General features: G+C 71.3%; 25 protein-coding genes. 16 read left to right on the top strand and 9 right to left on the bottom strand.

The window, feature by feature from the left end; genetic code table 11:
• Positions 1 to 217: 217 nt before the first annotated feature.
• From ACWIHT_RS24870 to ACWIHT_RS24860, 3 genes are all read right to left on the bottom strand, one after another.
• Entirely contained in the window at positions 218 to 721 is a 504-nt protein-coding gene (locus ACWIHT_RS24870) for a nuclear transport factor 2 family protein (RefSeq protein WP_456170424.1), read from the bottom strand.
• On the bottom strand, positions 718 to 1,626 hold the full coding sequence (gene folP / locus ACWIHT_RS24865) for a dihydropteroate synthase (protein WP_456170423.1): 909 nt from the start codon (positions 1,624 to 1,626) through the stop codon (positions 718 to 720). Before folP ends, ACWIHT_RS24870 begins: the two co-directional genes overlap by 4 nt.
• Before the next feature lie 119 nt (positions 1,627 to 1,745).
• Positions 1,746 to 3,557: a phosphatidylglycerol lysyltransferase domain-containing protein gene (locus tag ACWIHT_RS24860; protein WP_456170422.1), complete on the bottom strand. Its 1,812-nt coding sequence runs from the start codon at positions 3,555 to 3,557 to the stop codon at positions 1,746 to 1,748.
• Positions 3,558 to 3,781: 224 nt separating this feature from the next.
• Between ACWIHT_RS24860 and ACWIHT_RS24855 the strand changes: the two genes are divergently transcribed.
• A complete protein-coding gene (locus tag ACWIHT_RS24855) occupies positions 3,782 to 4,912 on the top strand; it encodes an alpha/beta hydrolase (RefSeq protein ID WP_456170421.1) in 1,131 nt (376 codons plus the stop codon).
• Positions 4,913 to 5,006: 94 nt separating this feature from the next.
• Positions 5,007 to 6,308 (top strand): hypothetical protein, encoded by a 1,302-nt coding sequence (locus ACWIHT_RS24850; RefSeq protein WP_456170420.1) that lies wholly within the window; start codon positions 5,007 to 5,009, stop codon positions 6,306 to 6,308.
• A 22-nt stretch (positions 6,309 to 6,330) separates the two neighbouring features.
• Here ACWIHT_RS24850 and ACWIHT_RS24845 read toward each other — a convergent pair whose 3' ends face one another.
• Together ACWIHT_RS24845 and ACWIHT_RS24840 are read right to left on the bottom strand one after the other, a co-directional pair.
• Complete coding sequence (locus tag ACWIHT_RS24845) at positions 6,331 to 7,695, bottom strand: PH domain-containing protein (RefSeq protein ID WP_456170418.1); 1,365 nt, start codon at positions 7,693 to 7,695, stop codon at positions 6,331 to 6,333.
• On the bottom strand, positions 7,692 to 8,192 hold the full coding sequence (locus ACWIHT_RS24840) for a PH domain-containing protein (protein WP_456170417.1): 501 nt from the start codon (positions 8,190 to 8,192) through the stop codon (positions 7,692 to 7,694). The genes ACWIHT_RS24845 and ACWIHT_RS24840 overlap by 4 nt, the downstream gene beginning before the upstream one ends.
• Before the next feature lie 31 nt (positions 8,193 to 8,223).
• Between ACWIHT_RS24840 and ACWIHT_RS24835 the strand changes: the two genes are divergently transcribed.
• A complete protein-coding gene (locus tag ACWIHT_RS24835) occupies positions 8,224 to 9,375 on the top strand; it encodes an NADH-quinone oxidoreductase subunit D (protein ID WP_456170416.1) in 1,152 nt (383 codons plus the stop codon).
• Positions 9,376 to 9,404: 29 nt separating this feature from the next.
• On the opposite strand, the gene ACWIHT_RS24830 is transcribed toward ACWIHT_RS24835, so the two are convergent.
• Positions 9,405 to 10,415: an SAM-dependent methyltransferase gene (locus ACWIHT_RS24830; protein ID WP_456170415.1), complete on the bottom strand. Its 1,011-nt coding sequence runs from the start codon at positions 10,413 to 10,415 to the stop codon at positions 9,405 to 9,407.
• Positions 10,416 to 10,533: 118 nt separating this feature from the next.
• Between ACWIHT_RS24830 and ACWIHT_RS24825 the strand changes: the two genes are divergently transcribed.
• Positions 10,534 to 11,739: a DUF7134 domain-containing protein gene (locus ACWIHT_RS24825; protein WP_456170414.1), complete on the top strand. Its 1,206-nt coding sequence runs from the start codon at positions 10,534 to 10,536 to the stop codon at positions 11,737 to 11,739.
• A gap of 116 nt (positions 11,740 to 11,855) precedes the next feature.
• A complete protein-coding gene (locus ACWIHT_RS24820; protein ID WP_399122216.1) occupies positions 11,856 to 12,527 on the top strand; it encodes a response regulator in 672 nt (223 codons plus the stop codon).
• A 16-nt stretch (positions 12,528 to 12,543) separates the two neighbouring features.
• Here the strand turns inward: ACWIHT_RS24820 and ACWIHT_RS24815 are convergent, their stop codons facing one another.
• Positions 12,544 to 13,653, bottom strand: coding sequence for a DUF5937 family protein (locus tag ACWIHT_RS24815; protein ID WP_456170412.1), 1,110 nt, complete (start codon positions 13,651 to 13,653; stop codon positions 12,544 to 12,546).
• Between the two features lie 205 nt (positions 13,654 to 13,858).
• Positions 13,859 to 15,055 carry a threonine aldolase family protein gene (locus ACWIHT_RS24810; protein ID WP_456170410.1) on the bottom strand — a complete coding sequence of 399 codons (1,197 nt, stop codon included), beginning with the start codon at positions 15,053 to 15,055 and terminating at the stop codon, positions 13,859 to 13,861.
• A gap of 197 nt (positions 15,056 to 15,252) precedes the next feature.
• On the opposite strand from ACWIHT_RS24810, the gene ACWIHT_RS24805 reads away from it, so the two are divergent.
• From ACWIHT_RS24805 to ACWIHT_RS24760, 10 genes are all read left to right on the top strand, one after another.
• Positions 15,253 to 16,173: a Rossmann-like and DUF2520 domain-containing protein gene (locus ACWIHT_RS24805; protein WP_399122219.1), complete on the top strand. Its 921-nt coding sequence runs from the start codon at positions 15,253 to 15,255 to the stop codon at positions 16,171 to 16,173.
• On the top strand, positions 16,170 to 17,177 hold the full coding sequence (gene panC, locus ACWIHT_RS24800) for a pantoate--beta-alanine ligase (protein WP_456170409.1): 1,008 nt from the start codon (positions 16,170 to 16,172) through the stop codon (positions 17,175 to 17,177). Before ACWIHT_RS24805 ends, panC begins: the two co-directional genes overlap by 4 nt.
• Positions 17,174 to 18,892, top strand: coding sequence for an L-aspartate oxidase (locus tag ACWIHT_RS24795; protein ID WP_456170408.1), 1,719 nt, complete (start codon positions 17,174 to 17,176; stop codon positions 18,890 to 18,892). The genes panC and ACWIHT_RS24795 overlap by 4 nt, the downstream gene beginning before the upstream one ends.
• A gap of 5 nt (positions 18,893 to 18,897) precedes the next feature.
• Positions 18,898 to 19,884 (top strand): carboxylating nicotinate-nucleotide diphosphorylase, encoded by a 987-nt coding sequence (gene nadC, locus ACWIHT_RS24790; RefSeq protein ID WP_456170407.1) that lies wholly within the window; start codon positions 18,898 to 18,900, stop codon positions 19,882 to 19,884.
• 2 nt (positions 19,885 to 19,886) lie between these two features.
• Entirely contained in the window at positions 19,887 to 20,684 is a 798-nt protein-coding gene (locus ACWIHT_RS24785) for a type III pantothenate kinase (RefSeq protein ID WP_019075456.1), read from the top strand.
• 138 nt (positions 20,685 to 20,822) lie between these two features.
• Entirely contained in the window at positions 20,823 to 21,470 is a 648-nt protein-coding gene (locus ACWIHT_RS24780) for a hypothetical protein (protein WP_456170733.1), read from the top strand.
• A 48-nt stretch (positions 21,471 to 21,518) separates the two neighbouring features.
• The gene (locus tag ACWIHT_RS24775) at positions 21,519 to 21,698 is read left to right on the top strand and encodes a hypothetical protein (RefSeq protein WP_019075458.1); all 180 of its coding nucleotides are present in this window, start codon (positions 21,519 to 21,521) and stop codon (positions 21,696 to 21,698) included.
• 145 nt (positions 21,699 to 21,843) lie between these two features.
• The gene (locus tag ACWIHT_RS24770; RefSeq protein ID WP_456170405.1) at positions 21,844 to 22,233 is read left to right on the top strand and encodes a BlaI/MecI/CopY family transcriptional regulator; all 390 of its coding nucleotides are present in this window, start codon (positions 21,844 to 21,846) and stop codon (positions 22,231 to 22,233) included.
• A gap of 9 nt (positions 22,234 to 22,242) precedes the next feature.
• Positions 22,243 to 22,776 (top strand): amino-acid N-acetyltransferase, encoded by a 534-nt coding sequence (locus tag ACWIHT_RS24765; protein ID WP_200715432.1) that lies wholly within the window; start codon positions 22,243 to 22,245, stop codon positions 22,774 to 22,776.
• 224 nt (positions 22,777 to 23,000) lie between these two features.
• The gene (locus ACWIHT_RS24760; RefSeq protein ID WP_019075461.1) at positions 23,001 to 23,336 is read left to right on the top strand and encodes a histone-like nucleoid-structuring protein Lsr2; all 336 of its coding nucleotides are present in this window, start codon (positions 23,001 to 23,003) and stop codon (positions 23,334 to 23,336) included.
• Here the strand turns inward: ACWIHT_RS24760 and ACWIHT_RS24755 are convergent.
• Positions 23,315 to 23,974: an SCO3374 family protein gene (locus ACWIHT_RS24755; protein ID WP_456170404.1), complete on the bottom strand. Its 660-nt coding sequence runs from the start codon at positions 23,972 to 23,974 to the stop codon at positions 23,315 to 23,317. The genes ACWIHT_RS24760 and ACWIHT_RS24755 overlap by 22 nt on opposite strands.
• A gap of 441 nt (positions 23,975 to 24,415) precedes the next feature.
• On the opposite strand from ACWIHT_RS24755, the gene ACWIHT_RS24750 reads away from it, so the two are divergent.
• Positions 24,416 to 26,944 carry an ATP-dependent Clp protease ATP-binding subunit gene (locus ACWIHT_RS24750; RefSeq protein WP_456170403.1) on the top strand — a complete coding sequence of 843 codons (2,529 nt, stop codon included), beginning with the start codon at positions 24,416 to 24,418 and terminating at the stop codon, positions 26,942 to 26,944.
• Positions 26,945 to 26,997: the final 53 nt, after the last annotated feature.

Below are 26,997 nucleotides of genomic sequence, written 5' to 3'. Positions count from 1 at the left end.
CGGGTGCGGGCGGTACACCGGCCTCGAACGAATCTACCTGCGGGCACTGACAGTGCCGGGCCGCGAGGGCGTGGGCGCCGTCCGGGCCCGCAGGTTTCGCCGACCGTTTCCCCCGGGGAACCCGGCGGCTCATGGGTCGGTAGCCGCCCCTACCCGCCGGTTCGTGATTCCAACCACTTCTTGGTCCCGACGAGTGCCCACAGGGGCGCCGCCCCACTCAGGAGGGTGACTCGTCGCTTTCGTCCTCGTCGTTTTCGGCCAGGACCGGGGACGCGTGGTGCGACCAGAGCTTCCAGCCCTCGGGGGTGCGCCGGAACACGTTCGTGGCGACCACGAGCTGGCCGACGAGCGGGCCGAGTTCGTCGCTGTCGTCCGGGGCCGGGCCGCCGCTGAGGATGTTCTCCGTGCAGGTGACCAGCGCGGTGTCGCCGGTCACCGAGACGTGGACGTCGGTCAGGAAGAACTGGATGTACTCGGTGTTCGCCATGATCAGCGCGTACGACCGCAGGACCTCGCCGCGTCCGGTGAGCACCGGCCAGCCCGGGTGCACGCAGGAGATCACGCCGGTGTCCGCGGGGTCGTGGTACTCCTCGTCGACGCCCAGATCGGCGGGGGTGAGCCAGAGGTCGGACAGCTCGTCGAAGTCGCCGCGCTCCAGGGTCTCGTAGAACGCCGTGTTGGCGAGTTCGACCTGCTCGATGTCGGTGTGGGGGGCGCTCACCGGGCTCCCTCGGAGCTGGGGTGCGAGGCCGGGCGGGCGCCGAGGGCGCGCGCTCCCTCGACGGCGCGTGCGACGCGTACGGCGTCCGCGGTGGCGTGCACCTCGTGGACGCGCACCGCCCACGCTCCGGCGTGCGCCGCGAGCGCGGAGACGGCTGCGGTGGCGGCGTCGCGCTCGCGCGCGGGCGGGGGCGCTCCCTCGGGGCCGGCGAGGACATGGCCGAGGAACCGCTTGCGGGAGGCGGCGACCAGCAGGGGGTGGCCGAGGCCGAGCAGCCGGTCGAGGTGGGCGAGGAGGACGAGGTCGTGTTCGGCGTCCTTGGAGAAGCCGAGGCCCGGGTCGACGACGACACGGTCGGGGGCGACGCCTCCGGCGAGAACGGCCTCCACGCGCGCGTGCAGTTCGTCGACGACTTCGGTGACGACGTCGTCGTAGACGCCCCTGACGTTGCCGCCCTCCAGGAAGCCGCGCCAGTGCATGACGACGAAGGGGGCGCCCGCGGCGGCGACGACCGGGATCATCGCGGGGTCGGCGAGGCCGCCGCTGACGTCGTTGACCAGGACGGCGCCGGCGGTGAGGGCCTGTTCGGCGACGGAGGCGCGCATGGTGTCGACGGAGACGGTGACGCCCTCGGAGGCGAGACCGCGCACTACGGGGATGACGCGTTTGAGTTCCTCCGCCTCGTCGACGCGGGTGGCGCCGGGGCGGGTGGACTCCCCGCCGACGTCCACGAGGTCGGCGCCCTCGGTGACCAGGCCGAGGCCGCGCTTGACCGCGGCCGTGGTGTCGAAGAAGCGGCCGCCGTCGGAGAAGGAATCAGGGGTGACGTTCACGACCCCCATGACCGCGCACCGGTCCCATTCCGGAAGGCCCGTGACGCGCCCGCGCCCGCTCTGCTTGCTCATACGTTCAGCGTAGGCCTTGGGGGAGGGGCGACGGTCCCGTGGGCCGAACGCGAACGGGCCGGTCCGGGCGATCGCGCCCCGCGCGGAGGCGGGGTGCGCGCTCGGACCGGCCCGGTGGGTCAAGCGGCCCGCACATCCCGTTCCGCGAGCCCGTGGGCGCAGGCCGGAGCCACGGCCTTGCGGCGGCGGAGGAAGCGGGGCAGGGGGAGGGCGAGGTTGACGAAGCCCTCGGCCTGCATCGCGGCGAAGCCGATGCGGGGGAGGTCGCCGGAGGCGCGGTAGACGACGAAGCGCGGCTCCCAGCGGGGCTGGAACTTGGCGTTGAACTTGTACAGGGACTCGATCTGGAACCAGCGCGACAGGAAGACCAGCAGCCCGCGCCAGGCGCGCAGCACCGGGCCCGCGCCGATCTTCTCGCCGCGGGCGAGCGCCGCGCGGAACATCGCGAAGTTGAGCGACACGCGCGTGATGCCGAGCTTCGGTGCCGCCTGGAGGGAGGCGACGATCAGCAGTTCGTTCATCCCCGGGTCGGCCGCGCGGTCGCGGCGCATCAGGTCCAGGGACATGCCGTCGGTGCCCCAGGGCACGAAGTGCAGGATCGCCTTCAGGTCGCCGTACTCGCCCGGCTGTTCGTCGGCCTTGTGGGCGGTCGCGATGAAGCAGTCGCCGTCGGCGGGGTCGCCGATGCGGCCGAGCGCCATGGAGAAGCCGCGTTCGGTGTCGGTGCCGCGCCAGGCCTCCGAGGCGAGCCGGATCCGCTCCAGTTCGCCTTCGCTGACGTCACGTACACGCCGTACCCGGGTTTCGTAGCCGGCCCGCTCGATGCGCTTCACCATTTGGCGCACGTTGCGCATCGCGCGCCCGGCGAGCGAGAAATCCGCCACGTCCACCACCGCCTCGTCGCCGAGTTCGAGGGCGTCGAGGCCGGTCTCGCGGGTCCACACCTCGCCGCCGGTCTCGGAGCAGCCCATGACGGCCGGCGTCCAGGAGTGGGCCTTCGCCTCGTCCATGAACCGCTCGATGGCGCCCGGCCAGGCCTCCACGTCGCCGATGGGGTCACCACTGGCGAGCATCACCCCGGAGACGACGCGGTACGTCACCGCCGCCTTGCCGCTGGGCGAGAAGACGACGGCCTTGTCGCGGCGCAGCGCGAAGTGGCCGAGCGAGTCGCGGCGGCCGTGCTTCTCAAGGAGGGCGCGCAACTGCGTCTCGTCCTCAGGGGTGAGCCGCGCGGCCGGGTGTTCGGGCCGGAACGCGAGGTAGATCGTCGTCACGGCGGTGAGCAGCCCCAGGGCGCCCAGGGAGAAGGCGACCGTCCAGGAGGTGCTGCCTTCGTAGTCGACAGGGCCCTCGAAGCCGAACAGGCCGTACAGGACGTGACTGATCCGGTCGGCCAGGCTCGGGTCGCCGACCATGCGCTTGGAGTGGACGCTGACGATGACCAGTCCGAGGACGAGGGAACCGGCGCCCATGAGCACGAAGTTGGCGAGCGCGCGCCACCTGCTGCGCGGGTCGGGCAGCGCGCGGAACTCGTCGCGGTGCATCAGCAGCGGTGCGAGCAGCGCGGCCGAGATGACGACTCCTATGAGCGAGTGCCGGTACGCGAACTGCGCCACCGCGCCCGCCGGAAGGAGTGCCACCGCGGCCCGCCAGGCACGGCGCTTGCGCCGCCTGAGCCCGTGTGCGAGGAGCAGCAGCAGTACACCGGCGCTGAGCGAGAGCGCCGCGGCGAAGGGGCCGAGCGCGCCCGGCAGCACCTCCGCCATGGTGTGCATACGGCTGTGCCGGAAGCGCGGGAACACCCCCGCGGCGATGTCCAGCAGGCCGACGAGGGCGCAGGCCCTTGCGACGAGCGTGGGAACGACCTCGGGGCGCGGACCTCGGACTATGCGCCGGACCCGGCCTGACCGGCTCGGAACCCCACCCGACAATTCCCCATCTATCCTGACAGACATCGCATCCCGTAGTTCTGCGAGAGACCTTGGATCCGGGCCCGATTCGGGCATCCGGCGACATTGCGCCCTCTAGGACGGTGTCTAGGGGAAGGAGGTTCCTTCCCCAGCGAAAAGCCGGTTCAAAGGCAGTGGAAAGCCCAAGGCAAACGCACGCGAAACTTGCGTGCCGTCAGGGCGGAAAGCGCAGGCGGGGACAGTTCATGGGACTCACGAGCAACAAAGTGCTGACACTGGCGTTCGTGTGCGCCGTGCTGCTGTTCGTCGGCACGGTATGGCTGTGGCCGCGGCTGGCCCGGCGGAACTGGCGGGCCGTCAGCGGGCGCGTAGGCCTGCTGCTGGCAACGCAGTTGGTGCTCTTCGCCTCGGTCGGCCTCGGCGCCAACCAGGCCTTCGGGTTCTACGCCAGCTGGTCCGACCTGTTCGGCCGGGAGACCGACCAGGGCGTGGTCGTCGACCACACGGCGCTCCGCGGCCCCGGCGGCCCGCTCCACGTGGTCGGCACCCGGCGGGTGGACGCCCCGGGCGGCGCCTCCCTGCCGAGCAGCGTGGGCCAGGTGCAGCGCGTCGACATAGTCGGCCGTACGACCCACATCGCCACCCCTGCCTACGTCTATCTGCCGCCGGAGTACTTCCAGCCGCGGTACCGCACCCGCACGTTCCCCGCGACAGTAGTCCTCACGGGGTACCCGGGCACCGCCCAGGCGCTCGTCGACAAGCTCAACTACCCGCGCACGGCACTGCAACTGGCCAGGAGCGGCCGGATGCGGCCGATGATCCTGGTGATGCTGCGGCCCACGGTGGCGCCGCCGCGCGACACGGAGTGCGTGGACGTCCCGGGCGGACCGCGGACCGAGTCCTTCTTCGCCAAGGACCTTCCGGACGCCGTAACGGCCCACTACAGGGTGGGCAGAAAACCAGGGAGCTGGGGCATCGTCGGTGATTCCACGGGCGGTTACTGCGCCCTGAAACTCGCCATGCACCACCCCGGGGTGTACGCGGCGGGCGCGGGCCTTTCGCCGTACTACAAGGCGCCGATCGACCCCACCACCGGTGACCTCTTCCAGGGCGACGAGACGCTGCGCAACGAGGCGAACCTCTGGTGGTACCTCAAGCACCGTCCCGCGCCCGACACCTCACTGCTCGTCACCAGCAGCAAGGCCGGGGAGCACAACTACAAGGACACCCTGAAATTCATCGACAAGGTGAAGGCCAACAACTCCACCCGTATCGCGTCGATCATCCTGGACAGCGGCGGCCACAACTTCAACACCTGGCGACGGGAGATCCCGGCGACCCTGGAGTGGTTGAGCGGACGGCTCGACAACGGCTGAAAGTGACCGTTCTACCGAGGTGAGGGAATAGGAGTGGCTGTGTTTTTACCGGGCGGGGCACCATGATTCGCCTACGCGCGGTAAGTTTCTGGCCATGCCACGTGGACGTCACCGCCATTCCCCGCCGTTGCACCGGCTGTTGCCTCCCTCGGCGATCGCAGGCGTGTCGCTCGTCTGCGCCTTCGGGCCGTGGGTCTTCTCGCAAGCCGCCGCGCTGCGCATAGTCGCCGCGATAGCCGCCGCGACCGCGCTCGTCGGGGCGGCCGTCATGCGCCGCTGGGACACTCAGGCGGGCAAGCAGGTCGCCGACCTGGTACGCGCGCGTACGAGCGACGAGTGGCGCTACGAGGAGCGGCTCGCCGAACTTGAGTCCGACCTCGACGAGTCGCGCGAACTGCGCGTCAAGCTGGAGCACAAGCTGCGCGCCAAGCGCACGGAGCTTGCGGGACTGCGCAACGAACACGCGGCGCTGCTGCGCCGGTACGCCACGGCGGAGACCGAGCGCGCCAGCGCCCTGGAGGGCCGCCGCCTGCTGGAGATAGAGGCCGCGGAACCCGCCACGCACGCGTTGCCGCCGGTTCCGGCGGACGCCGACGACGAAGTCCCGGCGGACGCGGACCTGAACCTGGACCTCGTGGATCTCCAGGACGACGAAGACGGCGAAGACGCCGAGACGGACGACACGGAGGCTGTGGCTGCCCTGGTCGAGTCCGGGACGGACGCCGAGGACGGGACCGACGGGACCGAGGACGCCGACGAGGAGTCCGGGGCCGAGGCCGTCGCGGAGAAGAAGCCGGCGGCTTCACCGGTGTTCTCCCCGGAGGGGTCCAAGCTGTTCCTGCGGGCGCAGGCGGCCCTGGTGCGGCTCGACGACGACGCAGAGTCGGCGGCCCCCGTGCCGAAGGACGACGGCTCCGCGTCGGCCGAGCCCGCCCCGGTGGAGGCCACCGGCCACCCCGCGGTCGAGTCGGAGGCCGCGCAGGAGGACGAGGCGGAGGGGAAGCCCGAGGCGGTCGACGGGCATGAGCACGCGGCCGCCGTCGCCCCGGCCGCGAAGTCCGTCCAACCCGCGCATCCCTCGGGCCACTTCACCGTGCCGACCGCGGTGGCGGTCGTACCGGCGTCTCCCGCGCGGCGGCCCATCGAGGGCGGGTTCGACTTCTTCGGTATGCAGAAGGGCGCGGCGTCCGCCGAGATGGACGCCGTGCAGAACGAGGATCTCGCCGACGTCGTGGGCCAGGAGGCCCTGGCGGTGCACAAGGCGGAGGCCGAGGCACAGTTCAAGCCCGCCGACGAGCGGTCCCGGGGCGTCGGCGCGGTCCAGGTCATCGACCTGACGGCGCACGACGAGACCGAGCAGATCAACCTTCCCGGACTGCGCAGCGCGGCTTCCTGACCGAACGAGTCCTGGCCGGCCGTCAGGCCATCCAGCGGTCCGGGCGGGCGTCCCTGCGGCCCGTCCGGGAGCGCTCGGCCTGGGCGCGGAGCAGCTCCGCGGCCTCGCCCGCGTCCCGCAGACGGGCTGTCACGGTCGCGTTGGCCCCGGTGTCCACATGCACCTCGGCAAGCCCCCAGAGCCGCTCCCAGGGCCCTTGCGCGAGCCGTACGCTCTGCACCTTCGCGTGCGGTACCAGCGCCGTGCTGCGGCGCAGCAGTCCGTGCCGGGCCACGAACACCGTGTCGGTGACCGCGAGGCCGTAGCCCCGCCACCACAACGGCACGCACCGGGCCGCCCTGCGCGGCGGCCGGGAAAGCTCCGGGCGCGACGGCACCGTCACACCGGGCAGCACGCGCGCGACGACCGACTCGGCGATCTCGCGCGGGGCGACCGGTACCAGCACGGAGTTGGACGATCCGGCCACGTCCAGCTCGACCCGCACCCACCCGCGCCGCCGCCACAGCAGCGGCTCCACGATCCGCACGGTCTGCACCCGCCCCGGCGGCACCGTCTCGTGCGTGCGGTCCAGCAGCCCGTGGTCGATGCGCAGTCCGTCGGGGGACTCGCCCACCGTCCAGTCGTACTCGCCGACGAACCGCCCCACGCTGCTCGCGCCCGCCGCGCCCAGCAGCGGCAGCGCGGTCGCGAGGACCGTCCACACGCTGTGGGTGGCGAACCACAGGAGTGGTGGTACGACGAGTGCGGCGGCCAGCGATCCCCAGGTGGCGCCGGTCAGCACCAGGGACACCGCGAGGACCCCGGCCGGCACGTGCAGCAGTTGCCGCGCGGGCGCCTCGCCGACCTCGTGGGCGGTCTCGGGCGCGAACCCGGCCGCCCGCGCGAGGAGTTCGGCCCGCAGCGCCCGCGCCTCGTCCTCTCCGAGGAAGGCCAGTTCGTCCTTCTTGTCGGTCCCCACGACGTCCAGCTTCAGCTTGGCGACGCCCGCCACGCGCGCGAGGAGCGGCTGTGTCACGTCGACGGCCTGGATGCGTTCCAGCCGGATGTGCGCGGTGCGCCGGAACAACAGGCCGGTACGGATGCGCAGTTCGGTGTCGGTCACCGCGAAGTGGGTGAACCACCAGGTCAGGAAGCCGTACAGACCGGCGGCCGGCACGATCACGGCCAGCGCGATCAGCAGGGTGATGGTGGTCAGCCGGGTCAGCTGTTCCTGTGCCTGGTTGGGGTCGTGCACCGCCCACCCGATGATGACGGCGACCGGCGCCCACGCCCGGCGCAACGGCGTCACCGGATGCAACCGCCGCTCCACGACGGGCACTTGTTCCCGTACGGCCGCTACGACCTCCGCGGCCTCGGGTACGTCCTTGTCGGCGCCCGGCGTCGTCACAGCCCCGCCGATCGGGCCTCGCCGAGTTCGGTGAGCCGGTCGCGCAGCCGTTCGGCCTCGGCCGGGTCGAGGCCCGGGATGGTCGCGTCGGTCGCCGCGGCGGCCGTGTGCAGCTGCACGCTCGCGAGCCCGAAGTGCCGCTCCACGGGCCCCGAGGTCACCTCCACGAGCTGCATCCGCCCGTACGGGACGATCGTCTCGTGGTGCCACAGCACGCCCTTGCTGATCAGCAGGTCGTCGGCGCGCTCGGCGTACCGCCAGGAGCGCCAGTTACGGCCCAGGACCACCCAGCCCCACGCCATGACGCCGAGCGGCAGCAGCGCGAACGCCGCCCACCCCGGGCCGGCGAACAGACCAAGCGGCACCCCCAGGGCAAGGGCCAGCACCCCCAGCCACACCACCAGCAGCATCCGGCGCATCTTCAGCAGCCCCGGCGGCAGCCCGGTCCACACCGGCTCGCGCGCCGCGTCGTCCTGAGCGGCAGTCCCCGTTTCCATGGCGCAAGCGTACGTACGAGAGACTGTGTCCATGACTCCCACGACGGAGACCACGGTCGGGATCGGCGGCGCCGCGGAAAGTACCGACATGGTGCTCAACATCGGCCCCCAGCACCCCTCCACGCACGGTGTGCTGCGGCTGCGGCTCGTCCTGGACGGCGAGCGCATCCAGCACGCGGAGCCGGTGATCGGCTATATGCACCGCGGCGCCGAGAAGCTCTTCGAGGCGCGCGACTACCGCCAGATCATCATGCTCGCCAACCGCCACGACTGGCTGTCGGCGTTCTCGAACGAGCTGGGCGTGGTCCTCGCGGTGGAGCGCATGCTCGGCATGGAGGTGCCCCCGCGCGCGGTGTGGACGCGCACTCTGCTCGCCGAGCTGAACCGGGTGCTCAACCACCTGATGTTCCTGGGGTCGTACCCCCTCGAACTCGGCGGTATCACCCCGGTGTTCTACGCGTTCCGGGAGCGCGAGGTCCTTCAGAACGTCATGGAGGAGGTCTCCGGCGGGCGCATGCACTACATGTTCAACCGCGTCGGCGGCCTCAAGGAGGACCTGCCCGCCGGATGGGCCTCCCGCGCGCGTGAAGCCGTCGCCGCCGTACGTTCCCGGATGGACCGCTTCGACGACCTGGTGCTCGGCAACGAGATCTTCCGGGGACGCACCCGGGGAGTCGGCACACTGTCCCCGGAGGCTGTGCACGCCTACGGGGTGAGCGGGCCCATCGCGCGCGCCTCGGGCGTCGACTTCGACCTGCGGCGCGACGAGCCGTATCTCGCGTACGGCGAGCTCCAGGACACCCTGAAGGTCGTCACGCGCCGGGAGGGCGACTGTCTCGCCCGCTTCGAAGTGCTCCTGGAGCAGACCCACAACGCGCTCGACCTCGCGGACGCCTGCCTCGACCGGCTCGCCGAGCTGGAGCCGGGGCCGATCAACCAGCGGCTCCCGAAGGTCCTCAAGGCGCCCGAGGGGCACACGTACGCGTGGACCGAGAACCCGCTCGGCATCAACGGCTACTACCTCGTCAGCAAGGGTGAGAAGACCCCGTACCGGCTGAAGCTGCGCTCGGCGTCCTACAACAACATCCAGGCGCTCGCGGTGCTGCTGCCGGGGACGCTGGTGGCGGACATGGTGGCGATTCTGGGGTCGTTGTTCTTCGTGGTCGGGGACATCGACAAGTAGGCGACAAGTAGGCGACCAGTAGAGGGCGTCTACGGCTCGTCGAGCGGGTCCGGAATTCCAACCGACTGCACGAGCCAGCCGAAGTCGCCGAGGCCGCCCGGTGCGGTGAGTTCGGCGGCTTCTCCGGCGCGCGCGAGGGCGCGGACGTACTCCGCCGGGTCGGTGGAGGCCAGGGTGAGCGGGGGGCGCGCGCCTGTGACGCCGAGGGCGCTCAGGGCGGCGCGTTGGGTGAGCAGGTGTGCGCCGGGTAGCGCGCCCGCTGAGGTCGCGGCCGTCGCGCAGGCGTCCAGGGCGACGTGCGCGGTGATGTCGCACGAGCCGTCCGGCACGGGTGCCGTCTCGCGGCCCTCGCGGAAACCGGTGAGCGTGCCGAACGGAGGGCGGGCGTCCAGGGTGTGCGCGTAGTCGACGGCGATCGCGAGCCCCCGGTCGACGGTGGCGGCGGCGGACGCCCAGGCCGTGTCCCTGGGGAGCCCGATCTCGGCGCGCAGTCCCTCCTCGGGCGCCAGGGGCCACCACCGCGCGAGCCACTCGGCCTCCGCACCGGCGACCGGCTCCCCGAGCCGCTCGGTCCCGTCCTCCCGTACGAGCACGAGCCGTGGCACGCCGGCGGAGTCCACCTCGGCGACCTCCACCGGTACGTTGTCCAGCCACTCGTTGGCGAACAGCAGCCCGGTGATCCCCTTCGGGGAGTCGGTCAGCCACTCGACGCGGGGATCGAGTCCCTCGGGGCGGTCGGCGATCTCGACGGCGGAGGCACGCACGCGTGCCGCCACTTCGGCGGGCAGCGCGGCGAGCACGCCGGTCACCAGCTCGCCGCGGCCCGCGCCCAGGTCCACGAGGTCCAGCGCGGCCGGCCGGTCCAGCGCCTCGTCCACCCGGCACAGCAGCCTTGCCACGGCCCCCGCGAAGAGCGCCGACGCGTGCACGGACGTACGGAAGTGTCCGGCGGGCCCCTCGGGCCTCCGGTAGAACCCCTCGGGCCCGTACAGAGCGTCCTCGGCCGCCGCCCGCCACCCGGCCGCAGTGTCGTCCGTCACGGGGCCAGATTAAGTGCACAGGACAACCGGGCCTCCACCTTGGGGAGTACGCCGGGCGTATACGGATCGATCCTCCGGTTGACCCCCGCACACTTCCCGCTTCCCTACGCTGGGTTACGTGCAGCGCCTCTACGACTTCCTCCGCAGACACCCGACATGGGTCGACACCTTCTGGGCTGTCTTCCTGCTGGGGCTGAGCGGCGTGAGCATCGCGAGTACCAGCTACGCGTCGGGCCGGCACGGGACGGCCACGGGCGCGCTGGCGGTGTCCGCCGTCATGTGTGTGGCGATCGCACTGCGCCGCCGCTGGCCGGAGAAGATGCTCGTCCTGGTCCTGGTGACGGGTCTCGCGCAGCTGGTCCTCGACGTCGAGCCCGTGGCGGCCGACTTCGCCATGCTGGTGATCGTCTACACGGTCGCCGCGGTCGGCGCCCGCTGGGCCTCCCGCTTCGCCCTGGCGACCGGTCTGGGCGCGGCGACCCTGTCGCAGATCCGCTGGCCCCAGGAGCACACCAGTTCCGCCGGTCTTGTCGCGATCGCGGTCTTCCAGACGGTGCCGTTCGCGCTGGCCTGGGTGCTGGGCGACTCGATGCGCACCCGGCGCGCCTACTTCGCCCAGCTGGAGGAGCGGGCCGCCCGGCTGGAGAAGGAGCGCGAGGCGCAGGCGAAGGTCGCGGTCGCCGCCGAGCGCGCCCGGATCGCTCGCGAGCTGCACGACGTGGTCGCGCACAACGTGTCGGTGATGGTGGTCCAGGCCGACGGCGCCGCCTACGTCCTGGACTCCGCGCCGGACCAGGCGAAGAAGGCCCTGGAGACGATCTCCTCCACCGGCCGCCAGGCCCTCGCCGAGATGCGCCGCCTGCTGGGCGTGCTGCGCACCGGCGAGCACAAGGAGGCCGGCGAGTACGTTCCGCAGCCGGACGTCGAGCAGATCGACGACCTGGTCCAGCAGTGCCGTACGTCCGGACTGCCCGTCGACTTCAAGGTCGAGGGCACCCCGCGCCCGCTGCCCAGCGGCGTCGAGCTGACGGCGTACCGGATCGTGCAGGAGGCGCTCACCAACACCCGCAAGCATGGGGGGCCCAACACGGGCGCCAGTGTGCGGCTGGTGTACTTCGACGACGGTCTCGGGCTGCTCGTCGAGGACGACGGCAAGGGCGCCCCGCACGAGCTGTACGAGGAGGGCGGCGCCGACGGCCAGGGGCATGGTCTGATCGGTATGCGCGAGCGGGTCGGCATGGTCGGGGGCACCCTGGACGCGGGCCCGCGCCCGGGCGGCGGGTTCCGCATCAGCGCCCTGCTGCCGCTGAAACCCGCCCACTGATCTTTCGTACGTCGAGTACTGACACCTGTAACGAATTGTTGAACGACCTGTTGAACGGCCTCAACCTGTTGAATGAATTGTTGAACGATCCTGCTGACGGAACGGAAGAGGACCCGATGACGATCCGCGTGATGCTCGTCGACGACCAGGTGCTGCTGCGCACCGGTTTCCGGATGGTGCTCGCCGCCCAGCCGGACATGGAGGTCGTCGCGGAGGCGGGCGACGGTGTCGAGGCCCTTCAGGTGCTGGCCGCCACCGCGGTCGACGTGGTGCTGATGGACGTCCGCATGCCGAAGCTGGACGGCGTGGAGACCACCCGTCGCATCTGCCAGGGCGAGAACCCGCCCAAGGTGCTGATCCTGACCACCTTCGACCTCGACGAGTACGCCTTCTCCGGGCTGAAGGCAGGCGCCTCCGGGTTCATGCTCAAGGACGTGCCGCCCGGCGAACTCCTCACCGCGATCCGCTCCGTGCACAGCGGGGACGCCGTGGTGGCGCCCTCGACGACCCGCCGGCTCCTGGACCGCTTCGCCCCGATGCTGCCCTCCGCCGGCAAGGAGCCCCAGCACAAGGAGCTGGAGCGGCTCACCGAGCGCGAGCGCGAGGTCATGATCCTCGTCGCCACAGGGCTGTCCAACGGCGAGATCGCGGCCCGCCTGGTGCTGTCCGAGGCGACCGTGAAGACCCATGTCGGCCGCATCCTGACCAAGCTCGGCCTTCGGGACCGGGTGCAGGTGGTCGTCCTGGCGTACGAGACGGGGCTGGTGCGGGCCGGCGGGCACGGCTGAGGCACGGTGACCGCGCCTACCTGAGGATGCCCTCCAGGAAGTCGCTGCCCAGACGGGCCACCATCGTGACGTCCAGCTGGTGCAGGACGTAGCGGCCGCGGCGGCGGGTGGTGATCAGACCGGCCCTCTTCAGGACGCCGAGGTGGCGGGATATCTCGGGGGCGGTCATGCCGTGCACCTGGGTCAGCTCGCTGGTGGTGAACGCGGTGCGGGCCAGGCTGCGGCACATACGCATGCGGACCGGGTGGGACAGGGCGGTCATCCGCAGCGTCAGCTGCTCCAGGGAGGTCGGCGCGGCGAACTTGGGCGACCCCACGGGGTAGTGCACGACGGGCTGCCAGCCGTACCGGTACAGGACCGTCAGGTGCGGCCAGCCCAGGCTGGTGGGGACCAGGAGGAGGCCGCCGTCCTGGGTCGCCGTACGGCCGTCGCCGAGCTTGTCGACCGTGATGCGGGTGGCGCTCTCGTCGAGCGTCACGGCGGTGGACATCGACGTCAGCGCCTCCGCCAGGCCCTTGTGCCGCAGCAGGTCCGTCTTGTGGCGGGCGTCGGCCGCGAGCTGGTGCTGCATCCGGGACCAGGTGTCCGCGAAGAAGGCCTCGTCGCAGTCCTCCAGGAACTGCCGCAGCCAGGCCCTGGTCCGCGGCGGGTCGGCCAACAGCCGCTCGGTGAATGCCAGTTGACGCGGACCGCGGGTCGCGGCCTGCTCCAGGGCGCGCAGCCTGATCGTGGCGTCCGAGAGCGGGCCGGGTCCGCCGGTGCTGTAGGTGATGTTGCAGGTGGTGAACTCCAGCGCCGCGTCCACGAACTGCTCGTCCGTCAGCTTGTCCACCAGGTCCAGTTCCTCGGCGAGGGTGGCCCCGGGGAGTGTGCTGCGGCCCGGGATGCCCGCGCACGGCAGGAACAGGTCGGAGAACGTCGACCGCCACAGGAAGTCCGCCTCGCACATCCGATCGGCCAGATGCGGGTCGAGCCGCGCGGTGACGCCGGTCACCCACCCCTGGAGGCCGGGATGATGACCCGGCTCGGACATCGCGTGCAGCGCCATGCACAGCTCGCCCAGGGGCGAGGGCGCGAAGACGACCTGCTCCGGCCGCAGCCCCGTGATGTCGATGTGCACGCTCATGTCCCCATCGTGCACCCCGCCACTGACAACGCCCCCGTCGATTGACGCGGCCCGTCAATCGACGCGACGGCGGCGGGGCGGCCGGGCCAGATCCCCCCGCCCCCGGTAGGCGTCCACGACCGGCGCACCGCGCGCTAGGTGCGCGGCCACCTGCGGTACCGGCCGCCCCGCCCCACCCGCTGACGCCCGCCAGGCCCGACGCCCCTCAGCCGCCGGTCTCCTCCTTCAGGCGGACCACGAAGTCCGCGACCGCCGCCTTCACGTCCTCGGCCGTCCACTCCAGGGCGGCGGCCCGTACGTAGACCTCCGTCACCGCCAGCCCCGGACCCTTCGCGTCCCAGGGATTGGCGAACAGCGCGGTCCTCGTCTCCTCGGCCTGCCGGATCGCGGCCTCCGTGACGGCGTCGCGGTCGTACGGCAGCCAGACCTGGAAGTCGGGTGTGTGCGGCTGCTCGGGGTGGACGCGGGTCCACGGCACGCCGGCCGCGGCGAAGCCCTCGCGCAGCGCCTCGGCGACCACGCGCGCGTGGGCCACGTACGAGGGCAGCCGGGGCAGCTCCCGGTCCAGGCCCGCGAGGGCCGTCAGCACGGTGGGGAACTGCTGGAAGACCGCGCCTCCGTAGCGGTGCCGCCAGGTCTTCGCCTCGTCGATCAGGGTCTTCGGGCCGGCGAGCGCGGCGCCGCCGAGGGCGTCGAGGGACTTGTAGAACGACACGTAGACGCTGTCCGCCAGGCCCGCGATCTCGTCGAGCGGGCGGCCGAAGTGGGTGGTGGACTCCCACAGGCGGGCGCCGTCGAAGTGGACCACCGCGTCGCGTTCGTGCGCGGCGTCGACGAGGGCGGTCAGCTCCTCCCAGGTGGGGAGGACGAAACCGGCGTCCCGGAGGGGCAGTTCGAGCATCAGCGCCCCGAAGGGCTCCGGGAAGTCGTGCACCTCGTCGGCGGTCGGCTGCCGGGGCTCGCTCGTCACATGGACCGGGCGCAAGCCGCTGACCTGGCTGAAGGCGTTCCGTTCGTGCACTTCGGGGTGGGCCAGCGGGTGCACGGCCACCGTCGGGTTGCCGGTACGGCCCGCCCAGCAGCGCAGGGCCACCTGCTGCGCCATCGTGCCCGTGGGGAAGAAGGCCGCGGCCTCCTTGCCGAGCAGTTCGGCGACCCGCTTCTCCAGGGTCTCGACGACCTCGCTGCCGTACATGTCCGACGCCTCGTCCAGGTCGTACAGCTCGGCCGCCTCCTGGACGAAGGCGAGCCGCTCCCGGAGGGGGTCCAGGAACCCGAGGTGCGCGAGGGACCGCTCGGCGCTCCGGTTCGCGGCGATACGCCGTCTACGGCGCTCCAGGTTCCGTTCCTCGTCGGTCGCCGGCTCTGTCTCTTGGTCACTCTGTTCGGCCGCATCGTTCATGCTCCGGATGATGCCTGGCGCACGTACGTGCGAGCATCCGGGTTTCCACAGGCTTTCCGGTCCGCCGGAACTGCCGCCGGGACTGTGCGACAACCCACAGCCTGTGGACAACCGGACGCCCCTCGAACCGATCGCGTTAACATGACGAGAAATCGTCCGGTACCCGGAGCGGACTGGAACGGGAAGGCCGCACTCGCGTGAGTACATTCCAACAGCCAGAGCCCAAGGACCGCCCCGCGCGGCTCGCCGTCGGCGTCGTCGGCGCCGGCCGGGTGGGCCCCGTGCTGGCCGCGTCCCTCCAGCTCGCCGGGCACCGCCCGGTGGCCGTCTCCGGGGTCTCCGACGCCTCCAGGCGACGGGCCGCGCTGATGCTCCCCGACGTGCCGGTGCTCACACCCGCCCAGGTCCTGGAGCGCGCCGACCTGGTGCTGCTCACCGTCCCGGACGACGCCCTGCCCGGCCTCGTGGAGGGCCTCGCCGAGACCGGCGCCGTACGCCCCGGACAGCTCCTCGTGCACACCTCCGGGCGGTACGGCGCGAAGGTCCTGGACCCCGCTCTGCGCGTCGGCGCGCTGCCGCTGGCCCTGCACCCCGCGATGACCTTCACGGGCACTCCTGTGGACGTCCAGCGCCTCGCGGGATGCTCCTTCGGGGTCACCGCGCCCGAGGAACTCCGGCTGGCCGCCGAGGCCCTGGTCATCGAGATGGGCGGCGAGCCCGAGTGGATCGCCGAGGAGAACCGCCCGCTCTACCACGCGGCCCTCGCCCTGGGCGCCAACCACCTGGTCACCCTGGTCGCCGAGTCCATGGAGCTGCTGCGCACGGCCGGCGTCGAGGCCCCCGACCGGATGCTCGGCCCGCTCCTCGGCGCCGCCCTGGACAACGCCCTGCGCTCCGGCGACGCGGCCCTGACCGGCCCCGTCGCGCGCGGGGACGCGGGCACCGTCGCCGCGCACGTCACCGAGTTGCGCAAGCACGCCCCGGGGACCGTCGCCGGCTATCTGGCGATGGCCCGCGCGACCGCCGACCGGGCGCTGGCCCACGGACTGCTCAAGCCGGAACTCGCCGAGGACCTCCTCGGAGTCCTCGCCAACGGCACCGAGGGAGATGCCGGATGACCGCCACCCTGCTGCGCACCGCCGACGAACTGCACGCACGCACGCGTGCGGGCCGCCGCGCCGTCGTCATGACGATGGGTGCCCTGCACGAGGGCCACGCCACCCTGGTCCGCACCGCGCGCGAACTCGCCGGACCGGATGGCGAGGTCGTGGTCACCGTCTTCGTGAACCCGCTGCAGTTCGGCGCGGGCGAGGACCTCGACCGCTACCCGCGCACCCTGGACGCCGACCTCAAGATCGCCGAACTCGCGGGCGCCGACGTCGTGTTCGCGCCCTCCGTGGACGAGGTCTACCCGGGCGGCGAACCCCAGGTCCGCATCTCGGCGGGCCCCATGGGCGAACGCCTGGAGGGCGCCGTCCGCCCCGGCCACTTCGACGGCATGCTCACCGTCGTCGGCAAGCTGCTGCACCTCACCCGCCCCGACACCGCCCTGTTCGGCCAGAAGGACGCCCAGCAGCTCGCCCTGATCCGCCGCATGGCGCGCGACCTGAACTTCGGCACCGACATCGTCGGCGTGCCGACCGTGCGCGAGGCCGACGGCCTGGCGCTGTCCAGCCGCAACCGCTATCTGTCCCCCCGGGAGCGGCGCACCGCGCTCGCCCTCTCCCAGGCCCTGTTCGCCGGCCGCGACCGGCACGCGGCCCAGGAGGCGCTGCGCGCGCGGGCCCTCGAAGTGCCCGCCACGCACGCGCGTGCCGAGGCGCTCAGCGCCATAGGGGAGTCCCGCGCGGCGGCCGACGCGCACGCCGTCGCCAAGGCCGCCCCCGGCCCCGGCGGTCCGGCGTCCGTCCGCGCGGCCGCCCGCCTGGTCCTCGACGCCGCCGCCCGCCTCGACCCGCCGCTCGCCCTGGACTACCTCGCCCTGGTCGACCCGTCCGACTTCACCGACGTGGACGAGGACTTCACCGGCGAGGCCGTCCTCGCCGTCGCCGCCCGGGTCGGGACGACCCGGCTGATCGACAACATCCCACTCGCTTTCGGAACCCTCGGAGCCGCCTCGTGACCAGCACAGGCATACGACTGCACGCGCCCGCGCCCGGGTGGTCCATCGCCGCGGACGTGGTGGTCGTCGGCTCCGGAGTGGCGGGGCTGACCGCGGCCCTGCGCTGCGAGGCGGCGGGCCTGCGGACGGTCGTCGTCACCAAGGCCCGCCTCGACGACGGCTCCACCCGCTGGGCCCAGGGCGGCATCGCCGCCGCCCTCGGGGAGGGCGACACCCCCGAACAGCACCTGGACGACACCCTGGTGGCGGGCGCGGGCCTGTGCGACGAGGAGGCCGTACGGATCCTCGTCACCGAGGGCCCCGACGCCGTACGGCGGCTCATCGAGACCGGCGCCCACTTCGACGAGTCCTCCGAAGGAGGACTGGAGCTGGCCCGCGAGGGCGGCCACCACCGGCGCCGCATCGCGCACGCGGGCGGCGACGCGACCGGCGCGGAGGTCTCCCGGGCGCTCGTCGAGGCCGTACACGCGCGTGGCCTGCGCACGATCGAGAACGCGCTCGTGCTGGACCTCCTGACGGACGCCGAGGGCCGTACGGCGGGCGTCACCCTGCACGTCATGGGAGAGGGCCAGCACGACGGTGTGGGGGCCGTGCACGCGCCCGCCGTGGTCCTCGCGACCGGCGGCATGGGGCAGGTCTTCTCGGCCACCACCAACCCGTCCGTGTCGACCGGCGACGGGGTCGCACTCGCCCTCCGCGCGGGCGCCGAGGTCTCCGACCTGGAGTTCGTGCAGTTCCACCCCACCGTGCTGTTCCTCGGCGCCGACGCGGAGGGCCAGCAGCCCCTCGTCTCCGAGGCGGTGCGCGGCGAGGGCGCCCACATCGTCGACGCCGACGGCGTGCGCTTCATGGTGGGCCAGCACGAACTGGCCGAGCTCGCGCCCCGGGACATCGTCGCCAAGGGCATCACGCGGCGCATGCTGGAGCAGGACGCCGAGCACATGTTCCTCGACGCCCGGCACTTCGGCGCCGACATGTGGGAGCACCGCTTCCCGACGATCCTCGCCGCCTGCCGCAGCCACGGCATCGACCCGGTCACCGAGCCCGTCCCGGTCGCCCCGGCCGCCCACTACGCCTCTGGCGGCGTCCGCACCGACTCCCGGGGCCGTACGACCGTCCCCGGCCTGTACGCGTGCGGCGAGGTCGCCTGCACCGGCGTGCAGGGCGCGAACCGGCTCGCCTCCAACTCCCTCCTCGAAGGCCTGGTCTACGCCGAGCGGATCGTCGCCGACATCACCGCGAGCCAGACGGGGAACGCCCTCCACGCGCGCGTGCCCGAACCGGTCCCGCACCCCCAGAAGCCCGCGCACCCGCTGCTCGCCCCCGAGGCCCGTTTCGCGATCCAGCGGATCATGACCGAGGGCGCGGGCGTCCTGCGCTCCGCCGACGGCCTCGCCAAGGCCGCCGGACAGCTCCAGCGGCTGCACACCGACGCCCGTGACGCGCTCGACGAGAACGGCAAGACCGCCGAGCCCGGCGTCGACACCTGGGAGGCCACCAACCTCCTGTGCGTGGCCCGCGTCCTGGTCACCGCCGCCGCCCGGCGCGAGGAGACCCGGGGTTGCCACTGGCGCGAGGACCACGCCGAGCGCGACGACAGCGCCTGGCGCCGCCACATCGTCGTGCGGCTGAATCCCGACCGCACGCTGGCCGTCCACACCACGGACACCGCAGACTTCCCCCCGACCCGGCAGCACCGTCCCCAGGAGCAGTGACAGAAGTGAGCACCCCCGACCTTCCCCTCGCCGACAGCGGCGGCTGCGGCGACGGCTGTGCCTGCGGCGCGGGCGCCGACGCGGAGGCCGCAGAATACGCAGTGTGCGGCCTGGACCCCGCGCTCGCCGAACTCCTGGCCGACGCGGGTCTCGACCCCGTGGAGGTCGAGGACATCGCCAACGTCGCCGTCCAGGAGGACCTCGACGGCGGTGTCGACGTGACGACCGTGGCGACCATCCCCGAAGGGGCCGTCGCCACCGCCGACTTCACCGCGCGCGAGTCCGGCGTCGTGGCGGGCCTCAGGGTCGCCGAAGCGGTCATCTCCGTGGTCTGCACCGACGAGTTCGAGGTCGAGCGGCACGTGGAGGACGGCGACCGCGTGGAGGCCGGACAGACGCTCCTGTCGGTCACCACGCGCACGCGCGACCTGCTGACCGCCGAGCGCAGCGCGCTCAACATCCTGTGCCGCCTCTCCGGCATCGCGACCGCCACGCGCGCGTGGGCGGACGCCCTGGAGGGCACGAGGGCGAAGGTCCGCGACACCCGCAAGACGACGCCGGGCCTACGCTCCCTGGAGAAGTACGCGGTCCGCTGCGGCGGTGGCGTCAACCACCGCATGTCCCTGTCGGACGCGGCTCTCGTCAAGGACAACCACGTGGTCGCCGCGGGCGGCGTCGCCCAGGCCTTCAAGGCCGTACGGGAGGCCTTCCCGGAGGTGGCGATCGAGGTCGAGGTCGACACCCTGCACCAGCTCCGCGAGGTCCTGGACGCGGGCGCCGACCTGATCCTGCTGGACAACTTCACGCCCGGCGAGTGCGCGGAGGCCGTCGGCATCGTGCACGGCCGCGCCGCCCTGGAGGCCTCGGGACGGCTCGTCCTGGACAACGCCAAGGAGTACGCCGACACCGGGGTGGACTATCTCGCCGTGGGCGCCCTGACCCACTCCGCGCCGATCCTGGACATCGGCCTCGACCTCCGTGAGGCGCAGTAGTCATGCTCCTCACGATCGACGTGGGCAACACGCACACCGTTCTGGGTCTGTTCGACGGCGAGGACATCGTCGAGCACTGGCGGATCTCCACCGACGCGCGCCGCACCGCCGACGAACTCGCCGTCCTCCTCCAGGGCCTGATGGGCATGCACCCGCTCCTCGGAGAGGAGCTGGGCGACGGCATCGACGGCATCGCGATCTGCGCCACCGTGCCGTCCGTCCTGCACGAACTGCGCGAGGTGACCCGCCGCTACTACGGCGACGTGCCCGCCGTCCTCGTCGAACCGGGCGTCAAGACGGGCGTCCCGATCCTCACCGACAACCCCAAGGAGGTCGGCGCGGACCGCATCATCAACGCGGTCGCCGCGGTCGAGCTCTACGGCGGCCCCGCGATCGTCGTCGACTTCGGTACGGCGACGACGTTCGACGCGGTGTCCGCGCGCGGGGAGTACGTCGGCGGTGTCATCGCCCCCGGTATCGAGATCTCGGTCGAGGCGCTCGGCGTCAAGGGCGCCCAGCTGCGCAAGATCGAGGTGGCCCGGCCGCGCAGCGTGATCGGCAAGAACACCGTCGAGGCGATGCAGTCGGGCATCGTCTACGGGTTCGCGGGACAGGTCGACGGAGTCGTCACCCGGATGGCCAAGGAGCTGGCCGACGACCCGGAGGACGTGACGGTGATCGCGACCGGCGGCCTCGCCCCGATGGTCCTGGGCGAGGCGTCGGTGATCGACGAGCACGAGCCCTGGCTGACCCTGATCGGCCTGCGACTGGTCTACGAGCGGAACGTGTCGCGGATGTGAGCCCCAGCCCTGCGCCGGAGGTCCCGGCGCAGGGCACCGGCGCGGAAACCTCCGCGCCACACCCGCCCCCTATGTCGAATTTGTCTGATTAGCGCGTATCGTCGCCGCATGCCCACGCCATACGGATCCCGCGGCGGCATGGCGTTCGGTGCGGAGGAGCTGCGTGTGCTCCGTCGCGCCCTCGCCCTCGCCCTCCAGCCCCGAACCGCCTCCGCCGAGGACGTCAAGGACTGCCTACGGCTCGCCGAATCCCTCGACGAAGCGGTACGCGAGGGGGTCCGGCTGCGCGCCTTCCTGGTCGCCGACCTCGCCCGGTACCGCGCCGCCCTGCCCGGCACCACCGCCGGCTACCTCACGCTCCTGGAGGAGGCGCTCGGCGCCGGGTACCGCCCGGACGTCGACGACCTCTCCGCGCTGCGTGCGCTGCGCGGGAACCCGGCCGCCGCAGCCCTCCTCGACCGCTGCCTCACGCTCGCCGAACAGGACGTACGCGCCCGCCTGGCCCGCCGTACGACCGCCCGCCCCGCCCCGACCGTCCCCGCGTCCCGCACCCGCCTCCTGGCGCTCCCCGGAGGCCGCTCCGGCGGCCTTTCCGCGACGGCCGGGCATCCGGCCGGGGAGGACGCCAAGGAGCCCGTACGCAAGCCCGTGGAGCGCCCGGCGCCCGCACCCGCGCCCGCCGCCCCGAAGCCGTCCCGGCCGATCCCCACCCCGGGCGAGGTCTTCCCCCGGCGCAAACCGGCACCGCCGCCCGCGAACCCGCCGCAGCAGCTCGCCGCCGGCTGAAGCGACCCCGCCCCGTCCCCTCCAGGGCCCGTGGCTACTCTGGAGGGCATGGACTATGTCTCCGCGCTCGTGCCCCCGGTCGTCATGGCCGTGTTCTTCATCGGACTGATCCGGGTCATCGTGAAGACCCAGGGCGGGGCGATGAAGGCCAAGGAGGACGCGGCCGTCGACGCCGCCATCGCGCGCGCGGAGAGCGCCCGCCAGGCCTCTTCGACCACCGAAGCCTGACCCCCCGCCTTTTCGGCGGCGCCTTCAAGGGCGTACGACTCCCGCACGCGTGCGCGTGCTTTCCGAGTCGTACGCCCTTTTTGTGCCTTTTCCACTATGGTTCTGAGCTGTGCCTCGCCCATTGGGAGAACTCGAAGACTCGGTCATGACGCGGGTGTGGAAGTGGAACCGCCCGGTGACCGTTCGAGAAGTCCTGGAAGACCTTCAGCGGGAACGGTCGATCGCGTACACCACGGTGATGACCGTTTTGGACAATCTCCATCAGAAGGGCTGGGTGCGTCGCGAGGCGGAAGGCCGGGCGTATCGATATGAGGCCGTCTCCACACGGGCCGCCTACTCGGCCGCCCTGATGAACGACGCCTGGTCCCAGAGCGACAACCCCGCGGCCGCTCTCGTCGCCTTCTTCGGGATGATGAGCGACGAACAGCGCGAGGCCCTGCGCAGCGCCGTACGCATCGTCCAGGGACCGGAAACACCCGAACCCTCGGATGGCGTCGAGAACCCCGGCTCCCCGCCCTCCGGCGGCGGGCGATAGCGTCCGCTCATGTCAGCAGAGCACCCAGAAGTCACCGCGAAAGCCATCACCGTCCGGCGGGCCCGGACCGGGGATGTCCCGGCGGTGCGCCGACTCCTTGACGCCTACGTTCGCGGCCGCATCCTGCTCGACAAAGCGACCGTGACTCTTTACGAGGACATACAGGAGTTCTGGGTCGCCGAACGCGACGACAACGCCGAGGTGGTCGGCTGCGGCGCACTGCACGTCATGTGGGAAGACCTCGCGGAAGTCCGTACTCTCGCCGTGAAGCCCGGGTTGAAGGGCGCCGGTGTAGGTCATCAGTTGCTGGAGAAGTTGCTGCACACGGCCCGTTGGCTAGGCGTTCGTCGCGTTTTCTGTCTCACCTTCGAAGTGGACTTCTTCTCCAAGCACGGCTTCGTGGAGATCGGTGAGACACCCGTTGACACCGATGTCTACGCGGAGCTGTTGCGTTCCTATGACGAGGGCGTGGCGGAGTTCCTGGGTCTCGAACGAGTGAAACCGAACACCTTGGGCAACAGTCGGATGCTTCTGCATCTGTGATCGCCGCGCTCAATTCGGCCCGGAGGCCCTGCCCAGGTTCCCTATGTCCGAAACGCGCATCTTTCCGGACCGGGGAGGTCACTCGGTCTCTCCCAGGGGTTTGTGTTTTTCCAGCAAAAGCGGTTTGCTTTCCGACGTACTGCAGTACTGCATATAACAGGGGACGGCGAAACGGCGGACGCCGCAGACCCTAGGCCCGCAAGTTATCGATGAAAGGAAATCCGGTGGCACAGAAGGTTCAGGTCCTTCTTGTCGACGACCTCGACGGCGGCGAGGCGGACGAGACGGTGACGTTCGCACTGGACGGCAAGACGTACGAGATCGATCTCACCACCGCGAATGCGGACAAGCTCCGTGGTCTTCTCGACGCTTACGTGAAGGGCGGACGCCGTACCGGTGGCCGTGCTTCGGGTGGTCGTGGAAAGGCGCGCGCCGCTACCGGTGGCAGCCAGGACACGGCGCAGATTCGCGCGTGGGCCAAGGAGAACGGTTACGAGGTCAACGACCGCGGCCGTGTTCCCGCGTCCATTCGCGAGGCCTACGAGAAGGCCAACGGCTGAGCGCTCGCGCGCCGCAGCCGGATCCGGTGGCACTGTGTGGCCACCGTGTCCACCAGTCGTACGAGATCAGGGGCGCCCCCAGCGCCCCCCACGGCCGACAGTGTCGGCAGCGAGGCTTCGACCTCACGCCCCGGCTCGGGGGGCCGCAGCCATACGGCGGCCCCCTGCGCGGGATCCGGGCGACCCGCGGGAAACGACCTCCCGGGGTGCCCCTTCGCGGGCCCTGAGTCAGAGAGCGGTGGCACTTTTACGGCCCCCGTCCCGGGGACCGGCGGTGCCTCCATGTGCCCGCCCTCGCCGAGCGCCACCAGATCCAGCGCCGGCGCCAGCGCGCCCCACTCCAGCCAGTCCAGCAGCCCCGGCAGTTCCTCGGCGCTGCCCGCGGCCACCAGCAGCCGCATCCGGTCGCCCCGTACGGCCACCGGAGAATCCGGCCCCAGTCGCCACAGCGCCGCGACACCGGCCTCGACCGGCACGTCCAGGACGTCGAAACGCAGCCCCGTGACGAGCCGCAGCGGCTCTCCGGGCACCGTCCGCCACCCCAGTTCGTTCTCGTACCAGTGCCGCCGCCGGTCGTCCGGATCGAGCGGGCGACGGGGGGAGGGGACCGTGGTGACCGGGGGGACTGTGCCAACCATGCCAAGTGCAACCGTCGAACCGGGCCGAGAGTTACGCTGGGTGGTCCGGTGATTGCGCATGGTGCCGGAAAAGGGGCGTTCGGAGGTGCCGGACCGCGCAAGGTTGTTCGCCCGTAGCGGAGGGAACCGGTGCGCTCGGCATGGAGTGTCAGTCCGTACGGGTAAGACAATCCCTAGTGGGAGGGGGCGACACGCAGAAAAGGGCGTCTCACGTTCGCCATCGGCGTACTCATGGTGAGGGTAACTGCCTGGCCTGCGGGAACATCGTCTCGCACCATCAGGTTGGAGCAGATGTCGGCGTTACGGTTCAGGAGGCAGTGTTGGTTCTCGGTCCGGTGTCGGCAGTTGGAATGAGCGGTCCCCGCTTGCGGGACTAAGCTGCGGAAGGACAGGGAGGGGAGCGTCCCCTTACTGCCTGACCGCTCTGAGGAGCGATTAACGATGTTCGAGAGGTTCACCGACCGCGCGCGGCGGGTTGTCGTCCTGGCTCAGGAAGAAGCCCGGATGCTCAACCACAACTACATCGGCACCGAGCACATCCTCCTGGGTCTCATCCACGAGGGTGAGGGTGTCGCCGCAAAGGCCCTGGAGAGCCTCGGCATTTCGCTTGAGGCGGTCCGCCAGCAGGTTGAGGAGATCATCGGACAGGGCCAGCAGGCGCCGTCCGGTCACATCCCCTTCACTCCCCGTGCCAAGAAGGTCCTGGAGCTGTCGCTCCGCGAGGCCCTTCAGCTGGGCCACAACTACATCGGCACGGAGCACATCCTGCTCGGCCTGATCCGTGAGGGCGAGGGCGTCGCCGCCCAGGTCCTGGTCAAGCTGGGCGCTGATCTCAACCGTGTGCGGCAGCAGGTGATCCAGCTGCTCTCCGGTTACCAGGGCAAGGAGACCGCCACCGCCGGCGGCCCTGCGGAGGGCACCCCCTCGACGTCCCTGGTCCTCGACCAGTTCGGCCGGAACCTCACCCAGGCCGCTCGTGAGTCCAAGCTCGACCCGGTCATCGGGCGCGAGAAGGAGATCGAGCGGGTCATGCAGGTGCTGTCCCGCCGTACGAAGAACAACCCGGTCCTGATCGGTGAGCCCGGTGTCGGCAAGACCGCCGTCGTCGAGGGTCTCGCCCAGGCCATCGTCAAGGGCGAGGTGCCCGAGACCCTCAAGGACAAGCACCTCTACACCCTGGACCTCGGCGCGCTGGTCGCCGGCTCCCGCTACCGCGGTGACTTCGAGGAGCGCCTGAAGAAGGTCCTCAAGGAGATCCGCACCCGCGGCGACATCATCCTGTTCATCGACGAGCTGCACACGCTGGTCGGTGCGGGTGCCGCCGAGGGCGCCATCGACGCCGCTTCGATCCTGAAGCCGATGCTGGCCCGCGGTGAGCTCCAGACCATCGGCGCCACCACGCTGGACGAGTACCGCAAGCACCTGGAGAAGGACGCCGCTCTTGAGCGCCGCTTCCAGCCCATCCAGGTCGCGGAACCGTCCCTGCCGCACACCATCGAGATCCTCAAGGGTCTGCGCGACCGCTACGAGGCGCACCACCGTGTCTCCATCACGGACGAGGCGCTCGTGCAGGCCGCCACGCTGGCCGACCGGTACATTTCGGACCGCTTCCTGCCGGACAAGGCGATCGACCTGATCGACGAGGCCGGCTCCCGGATGCGCATCCGCCGGATGACCGCGCCGCCGGACCTGCGCGAGTTCGACGAGAAGATCGCCGGCGTCCGCCGCGACAAGGAGTCCGCGATCGACTCGCAGGACTTCGAGAAGGCCGCCTCCCTCCGCGACAAGGAGAAGCAGCTCCTGGCCGCCAAGGCCAAGCGGGAGAAGGAGTGGAAGGCCGGCGACATGGACGTCGTCGCCGAGGTCGACGGCGAGCTGATCGCCGAGGTCCTCGCGACCGCGACCGGCATTCCCGTCTTCAAGCTGACCGAGGAGGAGTCCTCGCGTCTGCTGCGCATGGAGGACGAGCTCCACAAGCGGGTCATCGGCCAGAAGGACGCCGTCAAGGCGCTCTCGAAGGCGATCCGTCGTACGCGTGCGGGCCTCAAGGACCCGAAGCGTCCCGGTGGTTCGTTCATCTTCGCCGGCCCGTCCGGTGTCGGTAAGACCGAGCTGTCCAAGGCGCTCGCCGAGTTCCTCTTCGGTGACGAGGACGCGCTGATCTCCCTCGACATGTCGGAGTTCAGCGAGAAGCACACGGTCTCGCGTCTCTTCGGTTCGCCCCCCGGATACGTGGGCTACGAGGAGGGCGGCCAGCTGACGGAGAAGGTCCGCCGCAAGCCGTTCTCGGTCGTCCTCTTCGACGAGGTCGAGAAGGCCCACCCGGACATCTTCAACTCGCTGCTCCAGATCCTGGAGGACGGTCGCCTGACCGACTCCCAGGGCCGGGTCGTGGACTTCAAGAACACGGTCATCATCATGACGACCAACCTCGGCACGCGGGACATCTCGAAGGGCTTCAACCTGGGCTTCGCGGCCACGGGTGACACGAAGTCCAACTACGAGCGCATGAAGAACAAGGTCTCGGACGAGCTCAAGCAGCACTTCCGCCCCGAGTTCCTCAACCGCGTGGACGACGTCGTCGTCTTCCCGCAGCTCACCCAGGAGGACATCCTCCAGATCGTCGACCTGATGATCGGCAAGGTGGACGAGCGCCTCAAGGACCGGGACATGGGCATCGAGCTCTCCCAGCCCGCCAAGGAACTCCTCTCCAAGAAGGGTTACGACCCCGTCCTGGGCGCGCGTCCGCTGCGGCGCACGATCCAGCGCGAGATCGAGGACACCCTCTCGGAGAAGATCCTCTTCGGCGAGCTGCGCCCCGGTCACATCGTGGTCGTCGACGTGGAGGGCGAGGGCGAGACCAAGGCCTTCACCTTCCGGGGCGAGGAGAAGTCGGCGCTGCCGGACGTCCCGCCGATCGAGGACGCGGCCGCTGGTGGGGCCGGTCCGAATCTGAGCAAGGAGGCGTAAGGCTTCAGGGCTTTACGACTCGGAAAGGGGCCGGTGCCTTCGGGCACCGGCCC

Source organism: Streptomyces sp. NPDC002276, from assembly GCF_053891435.1.
Note: the sequence above shows the minus strand (reverse complement) of the source record. Positions and strands in the feature narration are given on the sequence as shown.

Coding starts and splice junctions, on each gene's coding strand:
- folP (WP_456170423.1), bottom strand. CDS start 1,626: ATGAGCAAGCAGAGCGGGCGCGGGCGCGTCACGGGCCTTCCGGAATGG.
- ACWIHT_RS24855 (WP_456170421.1), top strand. CDS start 3,782: ATGGGACTCACGAGCAACAAAGTGCTGACACTGGCGTTCGTGTGCGCC.
- ACWIHT_RS24850 (WP_456170420.1), top strand. CDS start 5,007: ATGCCACGTGGACGTCACCGCCATTCCCCGCCGTTGCACCGGCTGTTG.
- ACWIHT_RS24840 (WP_456170417.1), bottom strand. CDS start 8,192: ATGGAAACGGGGACTGCCGCTCAGGACGACGCGGCGCGCGAGCCGGTG.
- ACWIHT_RS24835 (WP_456170416.1), top strand. CDS start 8,224: ATGACTCCCACGACGGAGACCACGGTCGGGATCGGCGGCGCCGCGGAA.
- ACWIHT_RS24820 (WP_399122216.1), top strand. CDS start 11,856: ATGACGATCCGCGTGATGCTCGTCGACGACCAGGTGCTGCTGCGCACC.
- ACWIHT_RS24815 (WP_456170412.1), bottom strand. CDS start 13,653: ATGAGCGTGCACATCGACATCACGGGGCTGCGGCCGGAGCAGGTCGTC.
- ACWIHT_RS24810 (WP_456170410.1), bottom strand. CDS start 15,055: ATGAACGATGCGGCCGAACAGAGTGACCAAGAGACAGAGCCGGCGACC.
- panC (WP_456170409.1), top strand. CDS start 16,170: ATGACCGCCACCCTGCTGCGCACCGCCGACGAACTGCACGCACGCACG.
- ACWIHT_RS24785 (WP_019075456.1), top strand. CDS start 19,887: ATGCTCCTCACGATCGACGTGGGCAACACGCACACCGTTCTGGGTCTG.
- ACWIHT_RS24780 (WP_456170733.1), top strand. CDS start 20,823: ATGGCGTTCGGTGCGGAGGAGCTGCGTGTGCTCCGTCGCGCCCTCGCC.
- ACWIHT_RS24775 (WP_019075458.1), top strand. CDS start 21,519: ATGGACTATGTCTCCGCGCTCGTGCCCCCGGTCGTCATGGCCGTGTTC.
- ACWIHT_RS24770 (WP_456170405.1), top strand. CDS start 21,844: ATGACGCGGGTGTGGAAGTGGAACCGCCCGGTGACCGTTCGAGAAGTC.
- ACWIHT_RS24765 (WP_200715432.1), top strand. CDS start 22,243: ATGTCAGCAGAGCACCCAGAAGTCACCGCGAAAGCCATCACCGTCCGG.
- ACWIHT_RS24755 (WP_456170404.1), bottom strand. CDS start 23,974: ATGGTTGGCACAGTCCCCCCGGTCACCACGGTCCCCTCCCCCCGTCGC.
- ACWIHT_RS24750 (WP_456170403.1), top strand. CDS start 24,416: ATGTTCGAGAGGTTCACCGACCGCGCGCGGCGGGTTGTCGTCCTGGCT.